Source organism: Ligilactobacillus acidipiscis DSM 15836 (assembly GCF_001435755.1).
Classification (GTDB): domain Bacteria; phylum Bacillota; class Bacilli; order Lactobacillales; family Lactobacillaceae; genus Ligilactobacillus; species Ligilactobacillus acidipiscis.
This window is the reverse complement of record NZ_AZFI01000003.1, coordinates 15,587-39,450: the sequence shown is the minus strand read 5'-3', so window position 1 is coordinate 39,450 and position 23,864 is coordinate 15,587. Positions and strand designations below refer to the sequence as shown.

Annotated in this window: 27 protein-coding genes, 1 tRNA gene, 1 pseudogene and 1 other annotated feature; of the genes and pseudogenes, 23 read left to right on the top strand and 6 right to left on the bottom strand. The window is 38.6% G+C overall.

Going from position 1 to position 23,864, the window contains the following annotated elements:
- The first annotated feature begins 380 nt into the window (after positions 1–380).
- Positions 381–938: a lysophospholipid acyltransferase family protein gene (locus FC65_RS00760; protein ID WP_010494474.1), complete on the top strand. Its 558-nt coding sequence runs from the start codon at positions 381–383 to the stop codon at positions 936–938.
- An 805-nt stretch (positions 939–1,743) separates the two neighbouring features.
- On the opposite strand, the gene FC65_RS00755 is transcribed toward FC65_RS00760, so the two are convergent.
- Positions 1,744–1,817 (bottom strand) — tRNA-Arg (locus tag FC65_RS00755).
- A gap of 138 nt (positions 1,818–1,955) precedes the next feature.
- Positions 1,956–2,037: a sequence feature (ribosomal protein L21 leader region), on the top strand.
- Positions 2,038–2,054: 17 nt separating this feature from the next.
- On the opposite strand from FC65_RS00755, the gene rplU reads away from it, so the two are divergent.
- The 14 genes and pseudogenes from rplU (at position 2,055) to recN (ending at position 12,326) form a co-directional block, all read left to right on the top strand.
- Positions 2,055–2,363, top strand: coding sequence for a 50S ribosomal protein L21 (gene rplU / locus FC65_RS00750; RefSeq protein WP_029604862.1), 309 nt, complete (start codon positions 2,055–2,057; stop codon positions 2,361–2,363).
- Positions 2,364–2,388: 25 nt separating this feature from the next.
- Complete coding sequence (locus FC65_RS00745; protein ID WP_056971185.1) at positions 2,389–2,715, top strand: ribosomal-processing cysteine protease Prp; 327 nt, start codon at positions 2,389–2,391, stop codon at positions 2,713–2,715.
- 22 nt (positions 2,716–2,737) lie between these two features.
- Positions 2,738–3,019, top strand: coding sequence for a 50S ribosomal protein L27 (gene rpmA, locus FC65_RS00740; protein ID WP_056971184.1), 282 nt, complete (start codon positions 2,738–2,740; stop codon positions 3,017–3,019).
- 159 nt (positions 3,020–3,178) lie between these two features.
- Positions 3,179–4,245 (top strand): annotated as a pseudogene (locus tag FC65_RS00735) (M24 family metallopeptidase).
- Between the two features lie 120 nt (positions 4,246–4,365).
- Positions 4,366–4,923: an elongation factor P gene (gene efp, locus FC65_RS00730; RefSeq protein ID WP_010494369.1), complete on the top strand. Its 558-nt coding sequence runs from the start codon at positions 4,366–4,368 to the stop codon at positions 4,921–4,923.
- Positions 4,924–4,942: 19 nt separating this feature from the next.
- Entirely contained in the window at positions 4,943–5,374 is a 432-nt protein-coding gene (locus tag FC65_RS00725) for an Asp23/Gls24 family envelope stress response protein (RefSeq protein WP_010494367.1), read from the top strand.
- Positions 5,374–5,775 (top strand): transcription antitermination factor NusB, encoded by a 402-nt coding sequence (nusB, locus tag FC65_RS00720; protein ID WP_056971183.1) that lies wholly within the window; start codon positions 5,374–5,376, stop codon positions 5,773–5,775. The genes FC65_RS00725 and nusB overlap by 1 nt, the downstream gene beginning before the upstream one ends.
- A gap of 129 nt (positions 5,776–5,904) precedes the next feature.
- Positions 5,905–6,756, top strand: coding sequence for a bifunctional methylenetetrahydrofolate dehydrogenase/methenyltetrahydrofolate cyclohydrolase FolD (gene folD, locus FC65_RS00715; protein WP_056971182.1), 852 nt, complete (start codon positions 5,905–5,907; stop codon positions 6,754–6,756).
- Positions 6,753–8,099: an exodeoxyribonuclease VII large subunit gene (gene xseA, locus FC65_RS00710; RefSeq protein ID WP_056971181.1), complete on the top strand. Its 1,347-nt coding sequence runs from the start codon at positions 6,753–6,755 to the stop codon at positions 8,097–8,099. The genes folD and xseA overlap by 4 nt, the downstream gene beginning before the upstream one ends.
- Positions 8,092–8,334, top strand: a complete 243-nt coding sequence (locus FC65_RS00705; RefSeq protein WP_010494359.1) for an exodeoxyribonuclease VII small subunit — start codon at positions 8,092–8,094, stop codon at positions 8,332–8,334. The genes xseA and FC65_RS00705 overlap by 8 nt, the downstream gene beginning before the upstream one ends.
- Positions 8,327–9,214, top strand: a complete 888-nt coding sequence (locus FC65_RS00700; protein WP_056971180.1) for a polyprenyl synthetase family protein — start codon at positions 8,327–8,329, stop codon at positions 9,212–9,214. The genes FC65_RS00705 and FC65_RS00700 overlap by 8 nt, the downstream gene beginning before the upstream one ends.
- 9 nt (positions 9,215–9,223) lie before the next feature.
- Complete coding sequence (locus FC65_RS00695) at positions 9,224–10,045, top strand: TlyA family RNA methyltransferase (protein ID WP_010494355.1); 822 nt, start codon at positions 9,224–9,226, stop codon at positions 10,043–10,045.
- A 61-nt stretch (positions 10,046–10,106) separates the two neighbouring features.
- A complete protein-coding gene (locus FC65_RS00690) occupies positions 10,107–10,565 on the top strand; it encodes an arginine repressor (RefSeq protein WP_056971179.1) in 459 nt (152 codons plus the stop codon).
- 81 nt (positions 10,566–10,646) lie between these two features.
- On the top strand, positions 10,647–12,326 hold the full coding sequence (gene recN, locus FC65_RS00685; protein ID WP_056971178.1) for a DNA repair protein RecN: 1,680 nt from the start codon (positions 10,647–10,649) through the stop codon (positions 12,324–12,326).
- 187 nt (positions 12,327–12,513) lie between these two features.
- Here the strand turns inward: recN and lexA are convergent, their stop codons facing one another.
- Positions 12,514–13,140: a transcriptional repressor LexA gene (gene lexA, locus FC65_RS00680; RefSeq protein WP_056971177.1), complete on the bottom strand. Its 627-nt coding sequence runs from the start codon at positions 13,138–13,140 to the stop codon at positions 12,514–12,516.
- A gap of 164 nt (positions 13,141–13,304) precedes the next feature.
- Here lexA and FC65_RS00675 point away from each other — a divergent pair, with 164 nt between their 5' ends.
- Together FC65_RS00675 and FC65_RS00670 are read left to right on the top strand one after the other, a co-directional pair.
- Positions 13,305–13,553, top strand: coding sequence for a DUF896 domain-containing protein (locus tag FC65_RS00675; protein WP_010494340.1), 249 nt, complete (start codon positions 13,305–13,307; stop codon positions 13,551–13,553).
- Positions 13,554–13,667: 114 nt separating this feature from the next.
- Positions 13,668–13,895 carry a YneF family protein gene (locus tag FC65_RS00670; protein ID WP_056971186.1) on the top strand — a complete coding sequence of 76 codons (228 nt, stop codon included), beginning with the start codon at positions 13,668–13,670 and terminating at the stop codon, positions 13,893–13,895.
- 51 nt (positions 13,896–13,946) lie between these two features.
- Here FC65_RS00670 and FC65_RS00665 read toward each other — a convergent pair whose 3' ends face one another.
- The gene (locus FC65_RS00665) at positions 13,947–14,579 is read right to left on the bottom strand and encodes a lysophospholipid acyltransferase family protein (RefSeq protein WP_056971176.1); all 633 of its coding nucleotides are present in this window, start codon (positions 14,577–14,579) and stop codon (positions 13,947–13,949) included.
- A gap of 94 nt (positions 14,580–14,673) precedes the next feature.
- Between FC65_RS00665 and FC65_RS00660 the strand changes: the two genes are divergently transcribed.
- The 5 genes from FC65_RS00660 to tsf all read left to right on the top strand — a co-directional run bounded on the left by FC65_RS00660 (position 14,674) and on the right by tsf (position 18,807).
- Positions 14,674–15,432: a tRNA1(Val) (adenine(37)-N6)-methyltransferase gene (locus FC65_RS00660; protein ID WP_056971175.1), complete on the top strand. Its 759-nt coding sequence runs from the start codon at positions 14,674–14,676 to the stop codon at positions 15,430–15,432.
- On the top strand, positions 15,419–15,706 hold the full coding sequence (locus tag FC65_RS00655) for a GIY-YIG nuclease family protein (protein ID WP_010494331.1): 288 nt from the start codon (positions 15,419–15,421) through the stop codon (positions 15,704–15,706). The genes FC65_RS00660 and FC65_RS00655 overlap by 14 nt, the downstream gene beginning before the upstream one ends.
- 109 nt (positions 15,707–15,815) lie before the next feature.
- Positions 15,816–16,811 carry a D-2-hydroxyacid dehydrogenase gene (locus tag FC65_RS00650; protein WP_056971174.1) on the top strand — a complete coding sequence of 332 codons (996 nt, stop codon included), beginning with the start codon at positions 15,816–15,818 and terminating at the stop codon, positions 16,809–16,811.
- A gap of 223 nt (positions 16,812–17,034) precedes the next feature.
- A complete protein-coding gene (gene rpsB, locus FC65_RS00645) occupies positions 17,035–17,832 on the top strand; it encodes a 30S ribosomal protein S2 (protein ID WP_056971173.1) in 798 nt (265 codons plus the stop codon).
- Positions 17,833–17,931: 99 nt separating this feature from the next.
- Positions 17,932–18,807: a translation elongation factor Ts gene (gene tsf / locus FC65_RS00640; protein WP_056971172.1), complete on the top strand. Its 876-nt coding sequence runs from the start codon at positions 17,932–17,934 to the stop codon at positions 18,805–18,807.
- Between the two features lie 44 nt (positions 18,808–18,851).
- Here tsf and FC65_RS00635 read toward each other — a convergent pair whose 3' ends face one another.
- Positions 18,852–19,859 (bottom strand): hypothetical protein, encoded by a 1,008-nt coding sequence (locus tag FC65_RS00635; RefSeq protein ID WP_235803045.1) that lies wholly within the window; start codon positions 19,857–19,859, stop codon positions 18,852–18,854.
- A gap of 15 nt (positions 19,860–19,874) precedes the next feature.
- Positions 19,875–21,305, bottom strand: a complete 1,431-nt coding sequence (locus tag FC65_RS00630) for a C69 family dipeptidase (protein ID WP_056971170.1) — start codon at positions 21,303–21,305, stop codon at positions 19,875–19,877.
- A 217-nt stretch (positions 21,306–21,522) separates the two neighbouring features.
- Between FC65_RS00630 and lysA the strand changes: the two genes are divergently transcribed.
- The gene (gene lysA, locus FC65_RS00625; protein ID WP_056971169.1) at positions 21,523–22,815 is read left to right on the top strand and encodes a diaminopimelate decarboxylase; all 1,293 of its coding nucleotides are present in this window, start codon (positions 21,523–21,525) and stop codon (positions 22,813–22,815) included.
- 82 nt (positions 22,816–22,897) lie between these two features.
- Here lysA and FC65_RS00620 read toward each other — a convergent pair whose 3' ends face one another.
- Positions 22,898–23,704, bottom strand: coding sequence for a Cof-type HAD-IIB family hydrolase (locus FC65_RS00620; protein ID WP_056971168.1), 807 nt, complete (start codon positions 23,702–23,704; stop codon positions 22,898–22,900).
- Positions 23,705–23,864 lie beyond the last annotated feature (160 nt).

Here is a 23,864-nt window from a genome sequence, read left to right as displayed (position 1 = left end):
GTGTTGCACTTCAATTTTAAATCGGGGAAATGAATTAACGTTTATAATAATTTTGGGAGAGAGAAATGATCACTATGTTCTCTACATTACACAGGCTTAGCGGCCTGTGTTTTTTGGTTTTGCACAATTATCTATCTAAAAAATTTTATGTTAAAGTTAAGAGGTTGGCAACTCCTAGCTAACATAATGTAGTTTGATACATTAGTCACTTGATATCAAGAGGATAGGCTAATTATTTTCATACAGACAAGCTCATTCTTCTGGAATGAGCTTTTTTCAATGTTTGGAGGCAGAATTAAGTTTGATTTAAATTTTTTAACTTATAGTGGAAATGAGGAATCAATGTAGTATTATCAGACAAACTACAAGGAGGTTCAATTATGATATATAGATATGTCAGATTTATCTTAGGTATTTGCCTAATGATTTACGTTGGCCGGATCATTGTTAAAGGGATCGAAAACTTGCCCAAAAGTGGTTCATACATTATCGTAGCACCACATCATCACTTTATTGACGCTATAGTATTTGCCACACAAATCAGAGCTACAGACTTTTTCTTTATTGCAAAAAAGGAATTATTTAAAAATAAGATTTTTTCCTGGTTTTTAGGCAAACTAAATGCTTTTCCGGTCGACAGAAAAAATCCCTCTTTAGCTACTCTTCAATTTCCGATTAAAAAACTGACTGAAAATCAGCAATCATTTGTAATTTTTCCAACTGGTTCACGTTATTCTAGCCAGCTAAAATCAGGTTATCTGTTGATTGCGAAGAGCAGTAAAAAGCCTATCGTTCCAGCAAAATTTGAATTTAACAGTTGGGGTAGATCTAGATTGACTATTGGAAAACCCTATTTTATTGCTAGTGATGAAAGGTTAAGCAAGAAAGAGAAAAAGATTTTGAACGAAGAACTTGAATTGAAATTTGCAGCTTTGTAATTCTAAATAAAATGAAAAATACCCTTTGAATTGTTTAGCAAGAACAAACTAACTAGGAGAGAGTCTGTTAGACTTTGTGGTAGTACGAAAGGATGGTTTTTTCATGTTGTACAAGTATTTATGGAAACAGGTGCATGCTACCATATAATAGTTGGCATTCCCTAGTGTTAACAACTCTATATTTCGTTTTTCAACTGAATAAAATAAGCTCGCTCCCAAATGGAACGAGCTTATTTTTGAAGTCAAATTTGGGTTCGAACTAAAATTGTAAAGATAATGATTAAAATTGTGTTGATCTAGAACTTGCAATAAACGATTTTTAATTTAGTTTGGTGCGGTTAATGCTTGAAAAAAGGTTCTTTTTTACAAGTTACTTATATTCAAAACTATCGCACCCATCATCTTTAAAGTTTTTCCACCTATATAGTAGGATAACGAGCAGTGACGAACTATAACAATATTCGTTTAATAAAATGGTAGAAAGCAAAGAACAAAAGAAAGAGTCTGTAAAATGGAACAACGATAATCGGCCACATCGTTCATATTTGTCTGGTCGTAGTCGCAAGCACGCAGTTTTATTCGTAATATGGCTACTGTAGACGACCTAAACGAGTTACAATAGAGTTCATTGATGAAAAAAATTAATTCACAGTTTCGAGTGATCGGAGCTGTTTTTATGTCCATTTTTGTCCATCACTCTAAAAGTTTTTAGTGGTTTTTAATGGTTTTTGTATCAAATCACAAAAAAAGAACGCCGGTATAAAGGCATTCTTACATTTTTGATTCGTTCTAATTTGATATATAATGATTCGGGAGAGATTCGAACTCTCGACAATCCGCTTAGAAGGCGGATGCTCTATCCAGCTGAGCTACCGAACCAACAACAAGGTATATTATAGGCTAGATATGTAGATTATGTCAAATACAATTTTTGCTCTTAATTAAAAGCTTTTTAACGAATAAATATTGACACGTAGTTTCTTTTCTGCTAACATTAACACGTTGTATTTGTGCATGTCACAACTACAACCGCGCGTTTTAAGTTTTTAAGTACTCAGGCAAATTGAGTCACTACATTACGGCGAGTCTAAGTCAATTACAAGGAGGTGCACATTGATGTACGCAATTATTAAAACAGGTGGTAAACAATACAAAGTTGAAGCCGGTGAAGCAATCTACGTTGAAAAGTTAGCTGCAAACGCAGGTGACAAAGTTACTTTTGACCAAGTTGTTCTTGTTGGCGGTGAAAAAACTGTTATCGGAACACCAGTTGTTGATGGTGCTAGTGTTACTGGTACTGTTGAAAAACAAGGCCGTGAGAAAAAGGTTGTTACTTTCAAGTATAAGCCTAAGAAACATTCTCATACAAAACAAGGTCATCGTCAACCATACACAAAGGTTGTTATTGATGCTATCAATGCCTAACCAGATTTAAGGAGTTGCATGTTGCATGATCAAAGCGCATTTTTTGTCTAATAATGATACTTTTTGCGGTTTTTTGTTAAAAGGACATGCTGATTCCGGCGAATTCGGTTACGATATTGTTTGTGCTGCGGTTTCTGTTTTAGCAATTAATACTGTTAATAGTTTAGAACAGTTAGCATCTGTGACACCTCAAGTTGTCTCGGATGACAATAATGGCGGGTATCTTAAAGTTTCACTTGAAAAGAATGAAGCTAAAAAGCCTGCAGTTCAATTATTGTTAAAAAGTTTTAGACTAGGGATCCAAAGTATTATAGATAATTATCGAGATTATATAACTATTGAAAATGAATGATTAACCAGGAGGTGTTCGTGTTATGTTAATGAATTTACAGTTCTTCTCCCATCATAAGGGGGGCGGTTCGACTTCTAACGGTCGTGACTCAAAAGCTAAGCGTTTGGGTGCAAAACGTGCCGATGGTCAAACTGTCACAAGTGGTTCAATTTTGTATCGTCAACGTGGGACACATATCTATCCAGGTATGAACGTTAAAATTGGCGGAGATGACACATTATTCGCTACTTCTGCAGGTGTCGTAAAATTTGAACGTAAGGGCCGTGACAAGAAACAAGTTTCGGTTTATCCTACAGCAGAATAATTTTTACGTGCTCAGTGCCGGGATTCCACTTGTGGGGTCCCGGTTTTTTAAACTTAAAATATACAAGCTAGTTATGATCCGAGTCCAAACCAAATTTAGTAAATGTTCTCTGGGCCAACTATTTGCTATACTAGTAGTATAAGTTTTAAGAAGGGTATGATGGTAATGGCTTCGAGTCGAGTGAAAAAGTTGCAGGATAAGTTTTCAGGATTAAAAATTGATGGCTTTCTAGTGACAGATCCGTTGAATATATATTATTTAAGTGGTTTTACTGGTGACGCAGGCGTCTTGTTAATTACAGAGAAAGACAAGTACTTAATTACTGATTCTCGGTTTGAAGAACAGATCAAGACTGAAAATCCAGATTGGGGTTCGGTGATCACTAGAAATTATCTAAAGAATGCTTGCGAGATAGCAGCTAAAGATCATTTAGCTGCTATTGGATTTGAAAATACGATCGATTACGCTTCTTACGATTTTTTGGATGAAACTGCACTCTGCGATATCGTTCCTTTCGACGGATTAGTTGAACAATTAAGGTCTATCAAAGATGAGCAGGAAATTGCTCTAATAAAAAAGAGCTGCGCATTGGCGGATGATGGTTTTCGTTTTGTCGTTGAGCAGTTACAAGCTGGTCAAACAGAACTGGACATTGCTAATGACTTAGATCATTATATGAAAAAACATGGTGCCTCAGCTCAGTCGTTTGAAACTATCGTAGCTAGTGGAGAACATACTACTTGGCCTCATGGTACTGCTACTTCCCGTCAAATTATGACTGGTGATCTGATAACTTTAGATTATGGTTATTTTGTTGATGGCTACACTTCCGATGTTACGCGGACTTTTAGTTTGGGTGAACAAAATGAACAAGTTAAAGAAATTTATCAGTTAGTACTTGAGGCTTAGCAAGCAACAATTGAAGCAATCAGTGCCGGAGTTAGTGGTGCACATTTAGATGAGGTCGGGCGTTCATTGATAGAAAAAGCTGGGTATGGCAAATACTTTAATCATGGCATGGGCCATGTATCGGTTTGGATATTCATGAATTGCCCAATGTTGGTCAAAGATTTGCCGATATAATGCAGCCTGGTCAAATTATTACGATCGAACCTGGCGTTTATGTTCCTGGTGTTGGCGGAGTCAGGATCGAAGATGATGTTTTAGTGACCGAAAGTGGTTATGATGTTCTGACACATTCTGACAAGAATTTGTTGGAACTATAGTTATTTGTCAACTTGACAAAGCTATAGATCCACGTGAAAATGAAGTGTAATAACTTTTGATTAAACAAGTATTAAAACTATGCATACTTTAATGGCATTTGCCAAGGAGGATTATATTAGATGATTTCAGTAAATAACTTTAAGACAGGCTTGACTGTCGAAATTGATGGTGAATTATGGCGCGTTGTTGAATTTCAACACGTTAAACCAGGTAAGGGTTCAGCTTTCGTTCGTTCTAAACTGAAGAATTTACGGACTGGTGCGATTCAGGAAAAAACATTCCGTGGTGGTGAAAAAATCAACCAAGCACAAATCGACCGTAAAAAGATGCAATATTTGTATGCTGATGGTACCAACCATGTCTTCATGGATACAACAACGTATGAACAGTTAGAACTCCCAGAAGAATCAATTAAAGATGAGTTGAAATTCTTGAAAGAAAACACCATCGTCAGTGTCATAATGTATGGCTCTGAGACATTGGGCGTCGAATTGCCAAACACTGTTGATTTAGTAGTTTCTGCAACAGAACCTGGTATCAAAGGTGACACCGCTTCTGGTGGATCAAAACCTGCGACAATGGAAACAGGTCTTGTTGTGCAAGTTCCATTTTTCGTAAATGAAGGAGATACATTGACTATTAATACGGTAGACGGAACGTACATTTCGCGTGCCTAATTAATAAGGGGGTTTAGTAATGTCTGACGAAAACAATATTGTTTTGACCAGCAACCAGCCAGACCTAGGAGAAATTAAGATCGCACCTGAGGTTGTAGAAGTGATCATTGGGATTGCTGCCAGCCAAGTTGAAGGTGTTTACTCAATGCACGGTTCTATTGCAAATAGTTTTTCGAAATTATTTGGACGTCAAGACCGGAAGCAAGGTGTTAAACTTGCAGCGGCCCAAAATGAGTTAAAAGTTGATGTTAATGTTTTCCTAAATTATGGAGTTTCTGTCCCTAAAGTAGCTTCTGCAATTCAGGATAAAGTTGCACAGCAGGTTTTGTTTATGACTGGTTTGAAATTGGCATCAGTCGATATTCATGTCCAGGGAGTAGTTCCCGAAAAGGTTGAAGCGACGGTTGACCCAAATAATATTTTTGGAGAAGAAAAAGAGGATAAGAAGTAATGGCTACTACAAGACATCAGGTACGCCAGGGTGCTTTTCAAGTTTTATTTGCCCTACAGAGCAATTTGGATGCAGATCCTGATTTGGTTTGTCAGCAAATTTCAGAGGAAGAATTCGGGCTTGAAAGCGTTCTGGAATATATGCAAACTTTGGTCCATGGTGTTTTGGAACACCAAGCAGAAATTGATAGTTTTCTAGAAACACATCTTAATTCAAAGTGGTCACTGGATCGTTTGAGCAAAACAGATCTCTTGATTTTAAGAATTGCTGTGTTTGAAATTAAGTTTGAAAGTGAAACTCCCGACAAGGTTGCGCTAAATGAAGCCTTAGAGCTTGCAAAAGCGTTTAGCGACGACAAGTCACGACGTTTCATCAATGGAGTTTTATCTAACCTCTTATAATATTAAAAGTCTGAAGCAGTTATTGTTGCTCAGGCTTTTTAATTTATGTTTGATAAATGATTGGATTAGTTTTGCATTGGGCAATGTGCTAAAATTGAAAGTAAATAATTTCTGTTGTGAGGTAGTAGCATGGTAGTTTTAATGGATGGAAAGAAGCTTTCTCAAAAATTTCAGATATCTTTGTTAAGCCAAACGACTTATCTCAAAGAGCATGGGATCGTTCCAACATTGGCGGTTTTGGTAGTGGGTAATGATCTTGCTAGTCAAATTTACTTTCGGAGTAAGAAAAAACTGGCTAATAAGTTGGGAGTTAATGTTCACGATCGGCTCTTACCTGAGAATTCTTCTGAGCAAGATATTATCAAGATCATTCAAAATTACAATGAAGACCCGCTTGTTCATGGTATTTTGGTCGAATTGCCGCTCCCAAAACATTTGGATGAGAAAAAAGTGATAGAGTCGATTTCTCCCGCTAAAGACGTTGACGGTTTTCATCCGTACAACATTGGGAGTTTATTTATGAATGATCCGGGCCCTATTCCGTGCACGCCAGCTGGGATCATGGCATTATTTAATGAGTATCACATCCAGCTCGCGGGCAAACAGGTGGTGATAGTTGGTCGCAGTAATATTGTTGGTCGTCCTTTGGCTGCAATGCTACTCAACGCGGATGCCACTGTTACTATCGCGCACAGCAAGACTGTCGATCTGGAAGAGGTCACTAAGAAAGCCGACATTTTGATCGTTTCAATTGGGCAGCCCGAAATGATCACAGCCAAGTATATCAAACCAGGTGCAGTGATCATTGATGTTGGGATCAATCGTTTGTCTAACGGCGAAACTGTAGGAGATGTCAACCAAAACGATGTGAAAAAAGCAGCTGATTATCTGACCCCAGTTCCGGGTGGTGTTGGCCCCATGACAAGTGTGATGCTAATGAAACAAACAATTGGCTTTGCAGCAAAGGAGTTGAAAATTTGACTACAAATAAATATTTAACGGTTACTGCTTTGACACGTTATCTGCACAAAAAGTTTACTGTCGATCCCTATCTTCAAAGAGTGTTTTTGACAGGTGAAATTTCAAATTTTCGTTTACGTCCTAGACATCAGTACTTTAGTATAAAAGATGATAATGCTAAAATAAGTGCGGTAATGTTTCAGTCTAATTTTAAACGTGTGAAATTTATACCTGAAGAAGGCATGAAGGTCTTGCTCGTTGGCCGGATAGATTTATATGAGCCTAATGGTACATATCAAATAAATATTGAAAGTATGCAACCGGACGGTGTGGGTGCTTTATATGAGGCATACGAACAATTAAAGAAGAAACTTGCTGCTGAAGGGCTCTTTGCTGTAGAAAAGAAGAGGATCCCTCGTTTTCCGCAAAAAATAGCTGTGATCACAAGCCCATCAGGTGCAGTCATTCGTGATATTATGACAACTGTTAAACGGCGCTATCCGATCGCTCAACTTGTTTTGTTTCCTGCAGTTGTTCAAGGAGAACAAGCCGCAGATTCTTTGGTCGGCAGATTAAAAGAAGTTACGCAACATGAGGATTTTGATACTGTGATCATTGGTCGTGGCGGCGGCTCAATTGAGGATTTGTGGCCTTTTAACGAAGAAAAAGTTGCACGCGCGATCGCAGCTGTTAAGATTCCAGTGATTTCTTCTGTCGGACATGAAACTGATACTACAATTGCCGACCTGGTGGCTGATTTACGTGCCCCAACACCAACTGCGGCAGCAGAGTTGGCTACACCGCTCCTTTCAGATGAGATATTAAAATTAAAGCAGCAAAGATTACGGTTAGTGCAAGCGATGAAGACAGTCTTAGATCGCAATGAACGTCAAGCAGCACGGCAAATCGATTCATATATATTTAAAACGCCGGCTCGTTTGTACGAAGGCTATTTACAGAAACTTGACTTTTTGAATTCTAAACTTGAAGCAGCTTTTGGACAAGAACTATCGCGTGTTCAGCGAGAACAATTAGAGTTGAATAGTCGTTTGAAAATGGTAGATCCTAAACCGCGTCTTAAGAGATCAGGGTCAATTTTGGCTACAAATAAGCAGCAATTACAGCGAAATATGCAACTTTATTTAGTTGCAAAGAAAAATGAGCTAGCGCAACAGGTGAGCAATTTGGATGTACTCAGTCCTTTATCTGTTATGGGACGTGGATATTCTTATGTCAGTCATGCTGGTAAGATCACTAAAAGTGTTAAAAATCTAGATGTAGATGATAAGGTAGTTTTGCATATGGCAGACGGAATTGCGGATGCGCGCATCATCGATACCAAGGAGGAGCAAGGCAATGAGTGAAGATACAAAAGAACCAACATTTGAAGAAAATTTGGCTGAACTTGAAAAAATCGTTTCTAAATTGGAACAGGGGGATGTCCCTTTAGAGGAAGCGTTAGATTCTTTTCAAAAGGGAGTTAAGCTCAGCAAAAAGTTACAGGGTACTCTAGAAAATGCTGAAAAAACTTTAACCAAAGTGATCGATGAAAATGGTGAGGAACAGGTTTTTGAGCAGGAGCAAGATGATAATGAGTAATAACAGTATTTCAAAGCTGCAAGCAAGTGAGATCAATGAACTAAATCGGCAGATGGAAGCTCGTCTGAATTCCTTGGATAACCAGGACACTTTGCGTGCTGCAATGCGTTATTCAGTAATGGCTGGCGGTAAGAGGATCAGGCCTTTGATCGTCTTTGCAACGTGTGCGAGCTTTCAAACGCCAATTTCTGAGGCTGTCTTTGCTGTTGCTGGCAGTTTGGAATTTATTCATACTTATTCGCTGATTCACGATGATTTGCCTGAAATGGATAATGACGAGCTTAGGCGGGGGAAGCCAACTAATCATAAAGTTTACGGTCAGGCTATGGCAGTTTTGGCCGGTGATGCTTTATTGACGGAAGCGTTTGAGTGGTTAACTGAAGCAGGGATTTCACCAGTTGATAATTTGAAATTAGTCCATAAGTTGGCAAAAGCGGCTGGTCCTAAAGGAATGGTCGATGGTCAGTCTCGTGATATTCTCGGAGAAAAGCAGCAATTGACTTTAGAACAGTTAAAAGTCTTACATGCTGGGAAAACTGGTGCTTTGATCACTTACGCTTTTGAAGCGGGAGGAATATTGGCCGGCGTTTCCGACCAACACCAAGCACTATTGCGAGAATTCGGTTTGCTTTTTGGATTAGCTTTCCAAATTTATGATGATATTTTGGATGTAACTTCAACACAAGAAAAGATGGGAAAGGCTGTTCACAAAGATAGTTTGGAGCACAAAAATACTTACCCGGCTTTATTAGGTCTCAACGAGGCTAAACGATCACTTGAACACACATTGTCACAGGCTGGCAATGTGTTAAAACAATTGAATGACTTGGGTGTGCAAACAGAACTGTTTGACGAATTACTAGGATATTTTAAAATATAAGGTAGGAAAATGAAAAAAGAACGAATTGATGTATTATTAGTACAACAAGGCTTGTTTGATAGTCGTGAACAAGCAAAAAGGGCTGTGATGGCAGGAGAAATTTTAGGGGAAAACGAAGAACGTTTGGATAAACCCGGTATGAAAATCGATTCTTCTGTCAAACTTCATTTTAAAGGGACAAAGATGCCTTACGTTAGTCGTGGGGGCTTAAAACTTGCAAAAGCCTTAAAGGTGTTTAAAATTGACCTGACCGGACGTACAGTGCTGGATATTGGGTCTTCTACTGGCGGCTTTACGGATGTAGCCTTACAAAATCATGCGCGCCTTAGTTATGCTCTAGACGTGGGAACAAATCAACTGGTTTGGAAACTTCGTCAAGATAAACGCGTGATAGTGATGGAAAATACTAATTTCCGCTATAGTAAGTTAGCAGATTTTAAAGAGGGACAGCCAAATTTTGCCTCGATCGATGTTTCCTTCATTTCTTTACGCTTGATTTTACCGACCTTGTATTCAATTTTAGAAACTGGACGCGATGTTGTTGCCTTGATCAAGCCGCAGTTTGAAGCAGGTAGAAATAAAGTCGGGAAACACGGCATAGTGCACGATGAGCAGACTCATTTGGAAGTTTTAGATGATGTTTTAGGATTTGCCCAAAAAAGCGGGTATAATGTTAGCGGGTTAGATTTTTCACCGATTACTGGAGGAACGGGTAATATTGAATTTATCGTACATTTAGTGAAGTGTCCTGAAGGTGAGAAGGGACAAAATCTTCTCCAGGTTTCGCCGGTTGAAGTGGTTAAAAAAGCTCACCAGACTTTACTGCATTAATTTTAGGATTTTGAACTGTCAAGCCGGCAGGATTATTTAAAGTGTGGGGTAAGTGGATTATATGAAGAAACATGAACGACATAAATTGTTGAAACAACTACTAGTGAAAAATAATGTGTATCGGCAAGAAGACCTAGTTGATCTCCTTGCTAAACGCGGTATTGAGGTCACTCAAGCGACGATTTCACGGGATATCAAGCAGTTACAGCTTATTAAGGTCCCTTTAAATGATGGTAGTTATCGTTACACCCTTCCTTCTGAAAAAGAAGTAGATGCAGCTGTCAAACTAAAAAAGACGCTGCAAGATGTATATGTGAGTTCAGATATTCACAATGAAATGTGCGTCTTGAAAGTTCAACCTGGTAATGGGCCCACAGTTTCTGGTTTGTTCCAACAAATGAATTATCCTGAAGTTTTCGCATGTATTAGTGACGATGATACGATTATGATCTTCAATCGTTCAACACAAGCTGCAAGTAAGGTACAAGAAGAAATACGAAAGTTGACAAATGAAGATTAAGCAATGAAGCACTTGTTCTTTAACAAGATTCAATTGTCTACATAGATAGACGCAATTAGGTTTCATCGGAGGCGAAAGTATTTGCTAAGTAGTTTAACTATTAAAAATTTTGCAATTATAGATAAAATTCAAATAGACTTTCAACCTAAAATGACGGTACTAACTGGTGAAACTGGGGCGGGTAAATCTATCGTGATCGATGCTTTAGGGTTATTGGCCGGTGGTCGCGGGTCCGCAGACTATATTAGAAAGGGAAAGAAGAAGGCGTTATTACAAGCTCTCTTTATTTTACCCAAAAATGCTCCAGCCTATCGGATTTTAGACGAGGTAGGTATCAGTTACGATGATAATGGGTTGATCTTGCAGCGTAAGTTGTACCGTAATGGGCACAATATTTGTCGGATCAACGGAGAACTGGTCAACTTGACGAATATGAGGCGAGTCGGTGAGACTTTGATCGATATTCATGGTCAAAATGAGCATCAGGAGTTGATGCGTCCAGACAAGCATTTGTCATTGTTGGACAGTTTTGCTAATAAGCAGTTGCGAGCACTTAAAGATAAATATTCTGAGAGCTATCAACAATATCGCAAAGAAAAGGCCAGTCTGGAAAAGAAAGAAAAGAATGAAAAAGACTGGGTTCAGCGGTTGGATATGTTGCAATTTCAAGTTCAAGAGATTAAAACCGCCCAGTTACAGCCTGAAGAAGAGGAGCAGTTGGCTGAAGAAAAAGAGCAGCTGGATAATTATCAAGCGATCCATGATGCTTTAGAAAACAGTTATCAGTTACTTTCAGGGGAAGAAAATGATGCTTTAGGTCAAGTTGGTTCTGTGATGGAACAAATGCAGCGTGTTGCAGAGTTTTCTCCTGATTTAGGACAAATTAGCCAGCGTATAACGGATGCCTATTATGGTTTATCTGATTCAGTGCGTGATGTTTCAAATCAACTTGCAACGATGGAATGGGATGAAGACCGGTTAGACCAGATCGAACACCGGTTGGATGATATTCATCAACTGAAGAGAAAATATGGGAATTCAATTTCCGAGATCTTAAATTATTATCAAAAGATCAAAAGTGAACTTAAAGGTATGCAACAAACAGATGCGGACTCCGATGAACAAAAAGAGCGCGTAGATGAACTGTTCAAAAAATCTAAGCAAATTGCACGTCAACTTTCCAGTGAGCGGAAAAAATCTGCTGTCCAGCTCGAAAAAGCTGTTCATAAACAACTGAAAGCTTTGTACATGGAAAAGGCAGTTTTTAGTGTTAAGTTTTTACAGGGAACAGATGAACGGCTCAATTCTGAGGGCCTTGATCAGGTTGAATTTTATATTCAAACTAATCCGGGTGAATCGATGGGTCCTTTGGCAAGAATAGCTTCTGGCGGTGAATTATCACGAGTCATGCTGGCGCTTAAGACCATCTTTGCTCAACGTCAAGGTGTAACAAGTATTATTTTCGACGAGGTAGATACTGGAGTTAGCGGACGAGTGGCCCAGGCAATTGCTGAAAAAATCAGTTTGATCGCCCAAAGCTCTCAAGTATTATGCATTACTCACTTGCCACAGGTTGCTGCTGTAAGTGATCACCACTATCTTGTTACCAAACATGTTCAAGATGGTCGGACAGAAACAAGAGTTGAACGACTGAGGCAGTCTGAAAAAATTGAAGAATTGGCTAGGATGCTTGCGGGAACGGAAATTACAGATCTTGCTCGGAAGCACGCTGCTGAATTGTTAAAAATGGGTCATTCTTAAAAACTTAGCAGAAGAACAGGAAAAAATTAAGTACCGTTTGGCCCTGTCATTAAAGTATGTTTTAGCGCAAAGAGATGATGGAATTGGGTCGGCAAAACTCTTTATTTGCTGGAACTTAACTAAAATAGTAAATAAAAAACGAGCAAACTTATCAAAGTTACTCGTTTTTTTATTTATCTGGCTGTTTTTAGCTAATGAAGTCTCGGTATAAGCCCACAACTTTACCAAGTACGGTAACTGAATCTAAAATGATCGGGGCCATTGTGTCGTTTTCAGGCTGCAATCGAAAATGATCTTTTTCTTTGAAGAATCGTTTGCAGGTTGCTTCGTTGTCATCTGTCATAGCGATAATAATATCACCATTATCTGCGGAACGTTGTTGTCTGACGATCACTTCGTCGCCGTCGAGAATACCAATGTTGATCATGCTTTCGCCTCTGATAGTTAACATAAACAAGTCTTGAGCGGAGTCATAATTAGGTGGCAAGGGGAAGTAGTCTGTTGTTTCTTGAACTGTTAAAATTGGATTACCAGCTGTAACCGTTCCTAGAACTGGTATTTTAGCAGCTTTTTCACTGATACCGAGCGCTTCCATCCCAGCAGGGGTTATTTCAAGGGCACGTGGTTTAGTAGGATCTTTGTGAATATATCCGCGCTTTTCTAAACGTGCAATGTGTCCATGGACAGTTGAGGTCGAAGAGAGATCGACTGCTTCGCCAATTTCACGGACAGTAGGCGGGTAACCCTTTTCATGTACACATTCGTAGATGAATTTTAAGACGGAGATTTGTCGTTCTTCGATTATTTTGGACATCACGAACACCTCATTTAATTTTTTATAGTTCAAGCGTATCATATTATTGTTGCTATTTCAAACTAATGTTCGGATAAAATACTTGAGTTTTTAGTATTAATTGTTTAAGATAGTTTGTATTGGAATTAAAGAGTCTCGTTGTATGAAAAGAGGTCGTAGAAGATATGGATAATGGGATCCCACAAAACTTATTAGATAGGATCAACGAACTGGCTCACAAAAAAAAGGCAAATGGTTTAACAAAAGAAGAACAAGAAGAGCAGCAGCGCTTACGTGAAACCTATTTAAGCATGTTTCGCGAAAACTTTCGCAGTCAGATCGAGATGACGCAGGTTTTTGATAAAAAGGGAAAAGAAGTTACCCCTGAAAAGGTCAAAGATATCCAAAGAAAACGTGGTTTACGTGACGATTAAAAGTTAATAAAAAGTGGAGAAGTTTGTGTAATTTTTGACGACCACTTTATTTTTCACAGTTAATTGTGTAAACTTAACTAAGTAAGCAAAAGTTAAGGAAGGGAGTAGTTGATGATGTCCACATCAGTATGGATAATTATCGTCATCATCGCGTTGGTTTTAGGACTCGTAGGCGGTTTCTACGGTGCCCGCAAGTATATGGAGAGCTATTTACAAAAAAACCCGCCAATCAATGAACAGATGTTAAGACAAATGATGTTGCAGATGGGCCAGAAGCCTTCGGAAAAGAAACTTAACCAAATGATGACGTCCATGAAAGCTAATTATGGGAAGAAAAAATAAAGTCATTTTTAAATAAAAAAGCCGGGTGATCACCCGACTTTTTATTTATCCTTATTTTGTTGAATGTTTTGAAACATCAACGTATTTAAAATTAGGATCGACCTGCTGATCCAACTTTTCAAACTCTGCTTCTATTTTTGCAAATAATTTGTTTTGCTTTTCATCAGTCATTTTTGCTTTGCGGTCAAGATAAATCGGGTCACCAAATGCCACTGTAACACGTTTTCGTGAAAAAAGAGATTTGAAAGTTAATGGTCCCTGGTAAACTGTTGGTACGATCGGTACTCCTGAAAGCTTGGCGATCAATGCGACACCGCCCTTCATTTCTTGTGAGTGTCGTGTCCCAGAAGGAAACATGATCAGCGAGATATCTCGCTTACGTAACCATTTGACGGGTGTTTTGATTGCAGAGGGTCCCGGGTGTTCACGATCGACGGGAAAAGCATTTGCGTGATCCAAGATATAGCGGAGAACAGGGTTCTTAAATAACTCCTTTTTAGCCATAAATGAAAAACGTTTCGGGGATGCAGCCAAGGCAAAATAAATCATATCAAACCAGGCACGATGAGGCCCGACTACAATATAGTTGCCTTCAGGAAGTTTTTCTTTGTTAAGGTAGTGGCTGTTGCCATTAATGATAGCAACTACTATTCGAGCCACAACTCGAATAAATGAGTAGAACATCGCAGTGACATTCCTTTCCAAAATAGTATTGTCAAGAATAATATTACATAGTTATTATACCAGTTGCAAGTTTTGATGAAAGAAAGTGTTTAAAATGAAATTTGATCCGCAATTGAAAAGTGGAGAAAGAGTAGACGAATTGTATGCTAATAATATCAAGATCATTCAAAGTGCAGATGTTTTTTCGTTTTCTTTGGACGCGGTCTTGTTGGCGGATTTTGCGCAGCCAATTTTAAAACAAAAAGCAAAGATCATTGATCTTTGCTCAGGTAACGGGGCGGTTGGTTTATTTTTGACTAAAAAAACGAAAGCCCACATTACCCAAGTTGAGGTTCAAACAAGATTAGTAGATATGGCCAGACGCAGCATTGAATTAAATGATCTGAATGAACAAGTTTCAGTTTTAAATATGGACCTTAAAGATATTTTACAAGAAATAAAAAAAGATTCGGTCGATACGATCACGTGTAATCCACCATATTTTGCTGATCAACCATCTAGTAAAAAAAATCCTAATCCATACTTAGCGTTGGCTCGACACGAAAGCACAGCCTCACTGGCTAATATTATAGTAATTATCAGTGCTTTACTGAAAATGGGCGGTAAAATGTATATGGTGCATCGTCCTGATCGACTTCAAGAAATCTTTAGCTTATTGGAAAAAAACCGCCTTGTTCCTAAAAGGATCCGTTTGGTTTATCCTAAAAAAGGACGTGAAGCTAATATGGTTTTGATAGAGGCAATCAAGGATGGTCGCCCCGGGGGATTGAGATTTGTTTCTCCTGTAGTTGTTTATGACGAACAGGATCAATATTTGCCAGAAGTAAGAAGGATTTTATATGGTGAAGAATAAACACTATTTTTTTTATGTACTTTTTTGCGCTGATGGGACCTTGTATGGAGGATTTACAACTGATTTAAAACGGCGCTTAGAGCAGCATAATTCGGGACGAGGGGCTAAATATACGAGGGTCAGAAGACCAGTTAAAATGATCTATCATGAAGAATTTGACAGTAAGTCTCTGGCCCTAAAAGCAGAATATGCGTTTAAACATCAGCCACGTTCTAAAAAAGAAAGCTTTTTGTCGGCTCATGGAGTCGATCTTGAATCAATTAAAAAAAATTAATGAATTTATTTTTGTGTAGTCAATGATGTGTTGTGTCACGTATAATATAAGTCATGCTATATTTCTCTAAGAATTTTAGCTATATAAAACATGAAGGAGTTTTAGTAATATGAAAATGATTGCTTTTTCAGTGAGAGATGACGAAGAACCATTCTTTAGGGAATGGTCAACCAAAAATAATATTCAAGTTGATTTAATTAAAGATCCTTTGACAGACGAAACAATGGATAAGATCAATGGTCATGATGCAGTTTTAGCCTTACAAACTGGCGAGTATCCTAAGTCATTATTTAACAAAGCACAGAGTTTAGGGATCAAAGTTTTTTCGATCCGCAATGTCGGTGTTGACAATGTTGATCTCAAAGAAGCTTCAGCGAATAATATTGCAGTAACTAATGTGCCAGCATATTCGCCGACTGCGATTGCTGAATTTTCTGTGACTCTATTATTGCAATTGCTTAGGAAAATTGATAATTTTAGAAAACGCAGCGAACAACAAGACTTTCGCTGGGAAGGAAACGTTGGCCAAGAAATTCACGATAAAACTATCGGTGTGATCGGAACCGGCCGAATCGGTAAGGCTGCTATTTCTATTTATCGTGGTTTTGGTGCCAAAATCGTAGCTTATGATCCTTATCCGGACTCTAAATTAGCAGCAGAAGGTATCTATGTTGACAGTAAAGAGGAATTATATCAAAAGGCTGATATAATCACTTTGCATATGCCAGCTTCGTTAAAAGATAAGCATATGATCGATGCCCAGGCTATTTCAGAAATGAAAGACGGTGTTTATTTGATCAATACTGCACGGGGGCTTTTAATAGACACAGCAGCGTTGATCGATGGACTTAAAAGTGGAAAAGTTGCTGGTGCTGGTCTTGATACCTATGAAAATGAAAGCCCCTTATTCAACCATGATTTGAGGGGAAAAGAAATCAAAGACCCGCTTTTCAACGAATTACGTGAATTAGAAAATGTAATTGTGACACCACACGTTGCATTTTATACTGATACGGCTGTCAAGAATATGGTTAGACTATCTTTGAACAGTGCAAAGTCAGTCATTGAGACAGGTACAGCGGATTCAATCGTGAATGCTGAATAAAAAGAACTGAGCGTCACTGTTCAATTATCCAGTACTAAATAATTTTTAGGCGATCAGGTCAAATGTTATTGCAATTAACAACGTAATCATTTACAATAAAAAAGGTGCCTTTTTAGGTGCCTAATTCACACTCTGTATGCTGGGCGAGTGGTGCTTATTAGATATAAGTTCTCGCCAAATGAATGCAGGGGAGGAAAAAAACTATATTCGGAGGTATTTAGTAATGGCAGTTATTACTATGAAACAATTGCTTGAAGCTGGTGTGCATTTTGGACACCAAACACGTCGTTGGAACCCTAAGATGAAGAAGTATATCTTTACAGAACGTAATGGTATCTATATCATTGATTTACAAAAGACAGTTAAGTTGATCGATAAAGCTTATAACTTTATGAAAGAAACAGCCGAAAATGATGGTGTTGTTCTTTTCGTTGGTACAAAGAAACAGGCACAAGATTCGATCGAAGAAGAAGCAACTCGTGCTGGTCAATACTATGTTAACCATCGTTGGTTAGGTGGTACTTTGACTAACTGGAATACTATCCAGTCACGTATCAAACGTTTGAAAGACTTAAAGAAAATGTCTGAAGATGGCACATTTGATATCTTACCTAAGAAGGAAGCTGCTCAGTTGACCAAACAAATGGAAAAACTCGAGAAGTTCCTTGGTGGTATTGAAGACATGCCTCGTATTCCAGATGCAGTCTTTATTGTTGATCCACGTAAAGAAAGAATTGCAGTTAAGGAAGCTCAAAAATTGAACATTCCGATCGTTGCTATGGTTGATACAAACGCTGATCCTGATGAGATCGACGTTAAGATCCCATCAAACGATGATGCTATTCGTGCCGTACGTTTGATCACATCTAAGATGGCAGATGCTATCATCGAAGCAAACCAGGGCGAAGAAAATGATCAAGTTACCGAAGAAACATTCGGCAAAAAAGATGAAAAAGTAGATTCCATCGAAGATATCGTTGAAGCTGTTGAAGGCAACAATGGTCATAAAGATGCTGAATAGTTAATTTCAACTTAGGCTGTCTTAGATGTTGGGTAAGTTTGCCTAATGGTCTGAGGCAGCTTTTTTAAAGAAAATATTTAATAAGGAGGCCATTGAGTTATGGCAAAAATTTCTGCTTCTCAAGTAAAAGAATTACGTGATAAAACAGGTGTTGGTATGATGGACGCCAAAAAAGCATTAGTCGCAACAGAAGGTGACTCGGCAAAAGCCATTGATTTCTTACGTGAAAAAGGAATAGCTAAAGCTGCTAAGAAGAGTGATCGTGTTGCTGCTGAAGGTTTGGCCAGTGTTACTGTTTCAGGCAATACTGCAGTGATCGTTGAAGTTAATGCAGAAACTGACTTCGTTGCACAAAATGCTAAGTTCAAAGACTTAGTTAAGCATATCGGTGAAGTTCTCTTAGAAAGCAAACCTGCTGATGTTAAAGCAGCATTAGCTGTGAAAACAGACAAAGGGACTTTGAACGATGAATTGATCGAAGCAACACAAGTTATTGGTGAAAAAATTAGCTTGCGTCGTTTCCAAATCGTTGAAAAAGAAGATAGTGACAATTTTGGTGCATACTTGCATATGGGTGGTTCTATCGCTACACTGGTAGTTGTTGCCGGTGCCGATGAGTCAACAGCTAAGGATGTTGCAATGCACGTTGCTGCTATCAATCCTAAGTTTGTGAGCCGTGATCAAGTTCCTGAAGAACAAGTTGCTCATGAAAAAGAAGTTTTGACTGAAGAAGCTAAAAATGAAGGTAAACCAGAAAAAATCATCGAAAAGATGGTCAGTGGCCGTTTGAATAAGTACTTTGCGGAAATTACCTTGGATGATCAAGACTTTGTTAAAGACTCAGACCAAACAGTTGCTAAGTATGTTGCATCTAAAAATGGTAAAGTTAAGAGTTTTGTTCGCTTCCAAGTTGGTGAAGGTATCGAAAAGAAGCAAGAAGATTTTGTTTCAGATGTTATGAGCCAAATTAAGTAAGAACCGAAAAAAAGAAAGCCAAGCGGCTTTCTTTTTTTGTGGTTTTAAATCGTTAATTCCAAGGAACGTAACCATTTTTGCGGGATCGAATGATCTTGTGCTAAGCTGCGATCTTCTTTCATGATCACTTGGCCGGGATCAATATATGACACGAATTCATTTAGTTCGGCTAATGTAAGAGCGCACAGATGTTTTTGGTAGATCAAGCCAGCAATATTTACAGCATTCGGGTGAAGTAAAGCGGGGTCCAAGAAAGTATTCATATGTTTCAACTGTTGGCTTTGTTCGACCTGAACGATAATACTTTGAGCTGTGGTCGGTAAATTTTTAGCACTAAAGAATTCAGCGAATGGATAAAAAGACTCAAGTAACTGCAGATAATTTTTATCCCAGACGATCGGTCGCTGGTTTTGTTTAGCCGTTTTATCATAGCGGTATAGGCGTTCTGGGTCAAAAGGAGATAGTAAGGCGGTTAAAGGCTGGTCTGCTGGATTTTTAGTGATAAACTTCAGCAACATTTCTTGCATCCCGTTTTCTGATAGGATGTTTTTTTGCTCGGAGATCGGCGCAATTTTGGAACCCAAGATCAAGGTGTCCAACTGCTTTTCTCGGAAGGCCTTTTTCCACTTTTTGATTCTTTTTTTGTGATTTCCGTGGCTGTAAAATGAGTCGCAATACCCGATCGTACTATGACTTCCTCTGGCAATTAGAGTGAAACTGCCAAATTGGCCATCGTCATTTTTAAAGGCAGCCATTTGAATACCACCTAATTTCACAGAATAGTTATAAGGTAAAATTTTCAAATTTGCTTGAACTGGTTCCAATAAATCAGCTCTGACTAGTTTCTGAATTAATTTAAAAAGCTCAAATGATAAATAAATTGGTTTAGAACCAACATAATTATCTAATAAATCTAAAGTATCAAAATCTATGTGAGTCAATATGATATAGTCATGTTCCCCTAAGTCGGTGTCATCAGTCAAGATCGGGTCGCAAAGGATCCGCGTTTGTTCAGAGTTTAAAGTTAGATAATTGTCAGGCAAATGATTCACCACCCTTAATAAAATTTACAGGTTTGCGTCAGTTTTAAAGTTCAAAACTGATAGGTCTGTTGATGCAGTTACTAGTTCGCTGATCAGCTGTTGCATATTTTCCAGGCCTAGTTGCTGCATTTTAATGCTTTGCTGAGTTAGATACTCAGTGCATTTCGTTCCAGTTAGTTTCAAGGCTTCTTGGTCGCTGTGGTGCAATAAGTTGCTGAGTGCGATATTTGTATTTTTTTGAGCATCTTTCAAGAATCCTTGGAGTTCGGTATAATGTCCGTCAACTAAGACACCAACAAGTTTATATACCCAATAAGCTGAATCATTGCTATATTTTTGCTGACCGACTTTGTAGGCTGGATGGACATCTGTCGTTCCGGCGTATGTTGGGATGAAAATGCTTTCGGCAGTGACGCCCATAGCCAACCAGTGAATTCCAGCGATTTCAGTAGGAAGCTCAGGACGGAGCTGCAAAATATGAGATTCTTGAGTTTTTGCCAGGCTGATCGGGCGGAATTTATGCTTCTGTTCCTCTGTTCCAAAGCCGAGCGGATCATAAGGCGTATCTTGAAAATGTGAGCCCAAGACATATTTGAAGTCGTCTAGGCCTAATAAGCGGTCAGCTTTTCTAATAAAAGGCAAATCTTGACTCATAGGTTCTTGCTTTATTTCAGGATTGAATACTTTTTGACCATACCACACCCGTGGTGTACTATATATTTCATCTGAAAGATCGTGAGTGCCAAAAATATTGCGAAAATTGAAACTGTTTGGTTGGGGGTTCAAATGATTCTCAGAAACAAATTTCCGTATATTTTTGGCATACATAAAATTATTTGGTTGTGAAAAATCGATTTCTTGGATGGCTAATTGATTAGCCACTATCGCATATGAATCATCTGGAATTCGTTGTGCGACCCACTGGTGGCCACTCCCTGTTTCGAGATACCAAACTTCATTTTGGTCAGAAAATAAGACACCATTGCTTTCGCTGGTACCATATTTTTCTACTATTTCTCCTAATCGATTTACACCTTCACGCGCAGTGTGGACATACGGTAAAATAACTGTCAGCATAGCTTCTTCACTGATACCGTCCTTAACGAGCGGATCATAGCCTAAAACACGTTCGTTGGCGTAGGCGCTTTCTGTAGCACTCATGGCAACACCGTACTCATTTATTCCATCTTCTTCGAAGACACCGAATTTATCGGTCCACTCCGGTGTCGCAGAATATTTTGCACGAACAGTCGGCAAAGAAAGTTTGAAACCATTGTCTGGTGAAACGAACTTTTGGGGTTCACTATATTCTTTGTGAGCATGGATCTGCATATGCTTAGGCCAAGCACTTTTAGAATCTTCGTTTCTTGCAATAATTGTTGAACCATCGATTGTGGCCTTTTTACCGGCTAGAATGCTGGTACATGCTGAAAAATCATCTTTATTAAATGGCATTATTTTCTCCTTTGATAACTAGTAGGTAGTTTTTGGATGTTTGCAAAAATCTCTTATTTATAGCTATCTTATCATAAATTTTCTTAAATTATAGTAGGCTGGATATCTATTTTTGTTTTTAGATTGGAGATATTGCTTTTTACCGCTACTTTAAGTAAGATACTGATTAAAGAATCTAATTTATTTGAGAATTTGATATTTAGTGGAGGTCTTTAATTTGCCTGACAATGTACAAAAAAATCAAGCTGGTCACTTACAAATCGGCGGAGTAGACAGTATAGAATTGGCCCAAAAATATGGTACACCAGTAATTGCCTATGATACGAGTGTCATAAAACAAGAAATTGCGGCGTTTAAAAAGACTTTTTTAAATGCCGGCATCAAGCATCGAATTGTGTACGCTAGTAAGGCTTTTTCTTCTTTAGCTATGTATCGTCTTTTGTCAGAAGACGATGTTGGTTGTGATGTAGTTTCCGGTGGAGAACTCTATGCCGCATTAAAGGGCGGAATGGACCCAGAAATGATCGAATTTCACGGAAATAATAAAACACCGGCTGAGTTGGAATATGCCGTCCAAGAAAATATTGGTTGTATTGTTGTTGATAATTTTTATGAGATCGAACTCTTAGATGAGATCTGTTCCGCGCAAAATAAGAAGGTAAGTGTAGTTTTGCGAGTAGCCCCAGGGATCGAAGCTGAGACACATAAATATATTTCAACAGGACAGTCTAACTCTAAATTTGGTTTTGATTTGGATTCTGGTCAAGCCAAAAAAGCATTGACGATGTTGCTGGATGCTGATAATTTAGAGGTGCTGGGTGTTCATTGCCACATTGGTTCACAGATTTTCGCAGTTGCTGGGTTTGAAATGGCAGCCGTTAAAATGGTTCAATTGTTGAAACAGTGGAAAGATGAGTTTAACTTTGATGCACAAGTTTTAAATCTTGGTGGGGGTTTTGGCATCAAATATAATGAAGATGATCATCCGTTAGGACCCGCGCAATTTGTCAAAACTATCGTGCAAACAGTTCAAGCGGAGGCACAAAAAAACGACCTTATGTTACCTGAGATCTGGATCGAGCCGGGGCGTTCATTGGTCGGTGAAGCTGCAACAACTCTCTATACAACTGGTTCGACTAAAAAGGTCCCAGGGATCTGTAACTTTATCGCCGTCGATGGCGGGATGGGGGATAACATTCGGCCAGCGTTATATGGGGCAAAGTACACTGCCTTTTTAGCTGCTGCCCCCAATGCTCGGACTACTCAAAAAGCTACTATTGTGGGTAAGTATTGTGAATCTGGAGATGTTTTAGTCGCTGATCAGGATCTGCCAGAGGTCCATCCGGAGGATATTTTGGCAATACCTTCTACGGGTGCTTATGGATATTCGATGGCTTCTAATTATAACCGAAATGGGCGTCCCGCCGTCGTTTTTTGTGAGAATGGCCATTCACAGTTAGTTCTTAAAAGAGAAACTTATGCAGATATGTTGCATCTAGAAGTTGAATAATGAGTGAAAAAAAGCAAAAACTGCGGAGTTTGTGGAAAACCACAGCTCCGCAGTTTTAAATTAATATTAATTATTGAATAAATCACAACGCAAGATTTTGTTCTAAATATTGCGCAATTCCATCATGATCGTTATCGACCGGTGTGATATTGTCGGCAATATCACGGATCCATGGAGCAGCATTTTGCATAGCAACACCAGTCCCAGCATAACTTAACATTTCAACATCATTTTGTTCATCACCAAAAGCGATGATATCTTCGCGGGGAATGCCGTAGTATTTAGAAAGAGATTTAAGTCCGACTTTTTTATTGATATTTTTGGGTGAAAGCTCCAAGACTGGTGCTGGGCCGCCCCAGACGCTGACTGTCACGTCTGAATCATAAGTCTGTTGAAGCTGATGAGTGATCGTTTCTTTTTTATATGGATCGACTAGCATTGTGATCGCAGACGGATCTTTTGTCAGGTTAATTTGGTTTAATATTTCCTGGGAACGCGAAGCTGCAGGGAAAAAAGGCGAAATTGAACTATCAGTCGAATCTGTTAATGTAAGTCCTTGTCCATGTGCCGCAATAGTTTGGATCCCCAATGTGCTTTTAGCTGCAAGTATTTCTAATACGATCTTTTTTTCAAATGTGATCTCATAAGCATCCTTCCAGTGACGATGCGGCATATGTCCAAGGGCACCATTGAAATTGATCATAGGTGTATCCAAATTTAATTCATCATAATAATCAATGGCCATTTGATCTGAGCGACCAGTTACGATAGTAACGACATGTCCCATATCTGTGGCTTTTTGTAAAATTTGTTTAGTTTTAGGTGAGATCTTTTTGGTGGAAGTCAGGGTCGTTCCGTCTAAATCAAGTGAAATCAATTTTCTTTGCATGTTTTAAGCCCCCTAAATTTAATGGTAATAGGTTAAAATTAGCATAATCAGACAAAATTTGCCAGCTAAAGTTTGAAATGAGCAATTTAGTGGTCCCAAAAGTTTATTTTGGGAAAGGTAATGCGTGGATGCATGCGGTATCAATTAATGGCAGAGACAG

What these genes read in the sequence shown, in the direction of transcription:
- FC65_RS00630 (WP_056971170.1), bottom strand. Translation starts at nt 21,305, where the DNA reads ATGCCATTTAATAAAGATGATTTTTCAGCATGTACCAGCATTCTAGCC.
- FC65_RS00745 (WP_056971185.1), top strand. Translation starts at nt 2,389, where the DNA reads ATGATCAAAGCGCATTTTTTGTCTAATAATGATACTTTTTGCGGTTTT.
- FC65_RS00650 (WP_056971174.1), top strand. Translation starts at nt 15,816, where the DNA reads ATGAAAATGATTGCTTTTTCAGTGAGAGATGACGAAGAACCATTCTTT.
- FC65_RS00660 (WP_056971175.1), top strand. Translation starts at nt 14,674, where the DNA reads ATGAAATTTGATCCGCAATTGAAAAGTGGAGAAAGAGTAGACGAATTG.
- FC65_RS00675 (WP_010494340.1), top strand. Translation starts at nt 13,305, where the DNA reads ATGGATAATGGGATCCCACAAAACTTATTAGATAGGATCAACGAACTG.
- rplU (WP_029604862.1), top strand. Translation starts at nt 2,055, where the DNA reads ATGTACGCAATTATTAAAACAGGTGGTAAACAATACAAAGTTGAAGCC.
- FC65_RS00690 (WP_056971179.1), top strand. Translation starts at nt 10,107, where the DNA reads ATGAAGAAACATGAACGACATAAATTGTTGAAACAACTACTAGTGAAA.
- efp (WP_010494369.1), top strand. Translation starts at nt 4,366, where the DNA reads ATGATTTCAGTAAATAACTTTAAGACAGGCTTGACTGTCGAAATTGAT.
- rpmA (WP_056971184.1), top strand. Translation starts at nt 2,738, where the DNA reads ATGTTAATGAATTTACAGTTCTTCTCCCATCATAAGGGGGGCGGTTCG.
- FC65_RS00700 (WP_056971180.1), top strand. Translation starts at nt 8,327, where the DNA reads ATGAGTAATAACAGTATTTCAAAGCTGCAAGCAAGTGAGATCAATGAA.
- nusB (WP_056971183.1), top strand. Translation starts at nt 5,374, where the DNA reads ATGGCTACTACAAGACATCAGGTACGCCAGGGTGCTTTTCAAGTTTTA.
- FC65_RS00725 (WP_010494367.1), top strand. Translation starts at nt 4,943, where the DNA reads ATGTCTGACGAAAACAATATTGTTTTGACCAGCAACCAGCCAGACCTA.
- FC65_RS00695 (WP_010494355.1), top strand. Translation starts at nt 9,224, where the DNA reads ATGAAAAAAGAACGAATTGATGTATTATTAGTACAACAAGGCTTGTTT.
- folD (WP_056971182.1), top strand. Translation starts at nt 5,905, where the DNA reads ATGGTAGTTTTAATGGATGGAAAGAAGCTTTCTCAAAAATTTCAGATA.
- FC65_RS00620 (WP_056971168.1), bottom strand. Translation starts at nt 23,704, where the DNA reads ATGCAAAGAAAATTGATTTCACTTGATTTAGACGGAACGACCCTGACT.
- FC65_RS00705 (WP_010494359.1), top strand. Translation starts at nt 8,092, where the DNA reads ATGAGTGAAGATACAAAAGAACCAACATTTGAAGAAAATTTGGCTGAA.
- FC65_RS00670 (WP_056971186.1), top strand. Translation starts at nt 13,668, where the DNA reads ATGTCCACATCAGTATGGATAATTATCGTCATCATCGCGTTGGTTTTA.
- FC65_RS00655 (WP_010494331.1), top strand. Translation starts at nt 15,419, where the DNA reads ATGGTGAAGAATAAACACTATTTTTTTTATGTACTTTTTTGCGCTGAT.
- FC65_RS00760 (WP_010494474.1), top strand. Translation starts at nt 381, where the DNA reads ATGATATATAGATATGTCAGATTTATCTTAGGTATTTGCCTAATGATT.
- rpsB (WP_056971173.1), top strand. Translation starts at nt 17,035, where the DNA reads ATGGCAGTTATTACTATGAAACAATTGCTTGAAGCTGGTGTGCATTTT.
- FC65_RS00665 (WP_056971176.1), bottom strand. Translation starts at nt 14,579, where the DNA reads ATGTTCTACTCATTTATTCGAGTTGTGGCTCGAATAGTAGTTGCTATC.
- lexA (WP_056971177.1), bottom strand. Translation starts at nt 13,140, where the DNA reads ATGTCCAAAATAATCGAAGAACGACAAATCTCCGTCTTAAAATTCATC.
- tsf (WP_056971172.1), top strand. Translation starts at nt 17,932, where the DNA reads ATGGCAAAAATTTCTGCTTCTCAAGTAAAAGAATTACGTGATAAAACA.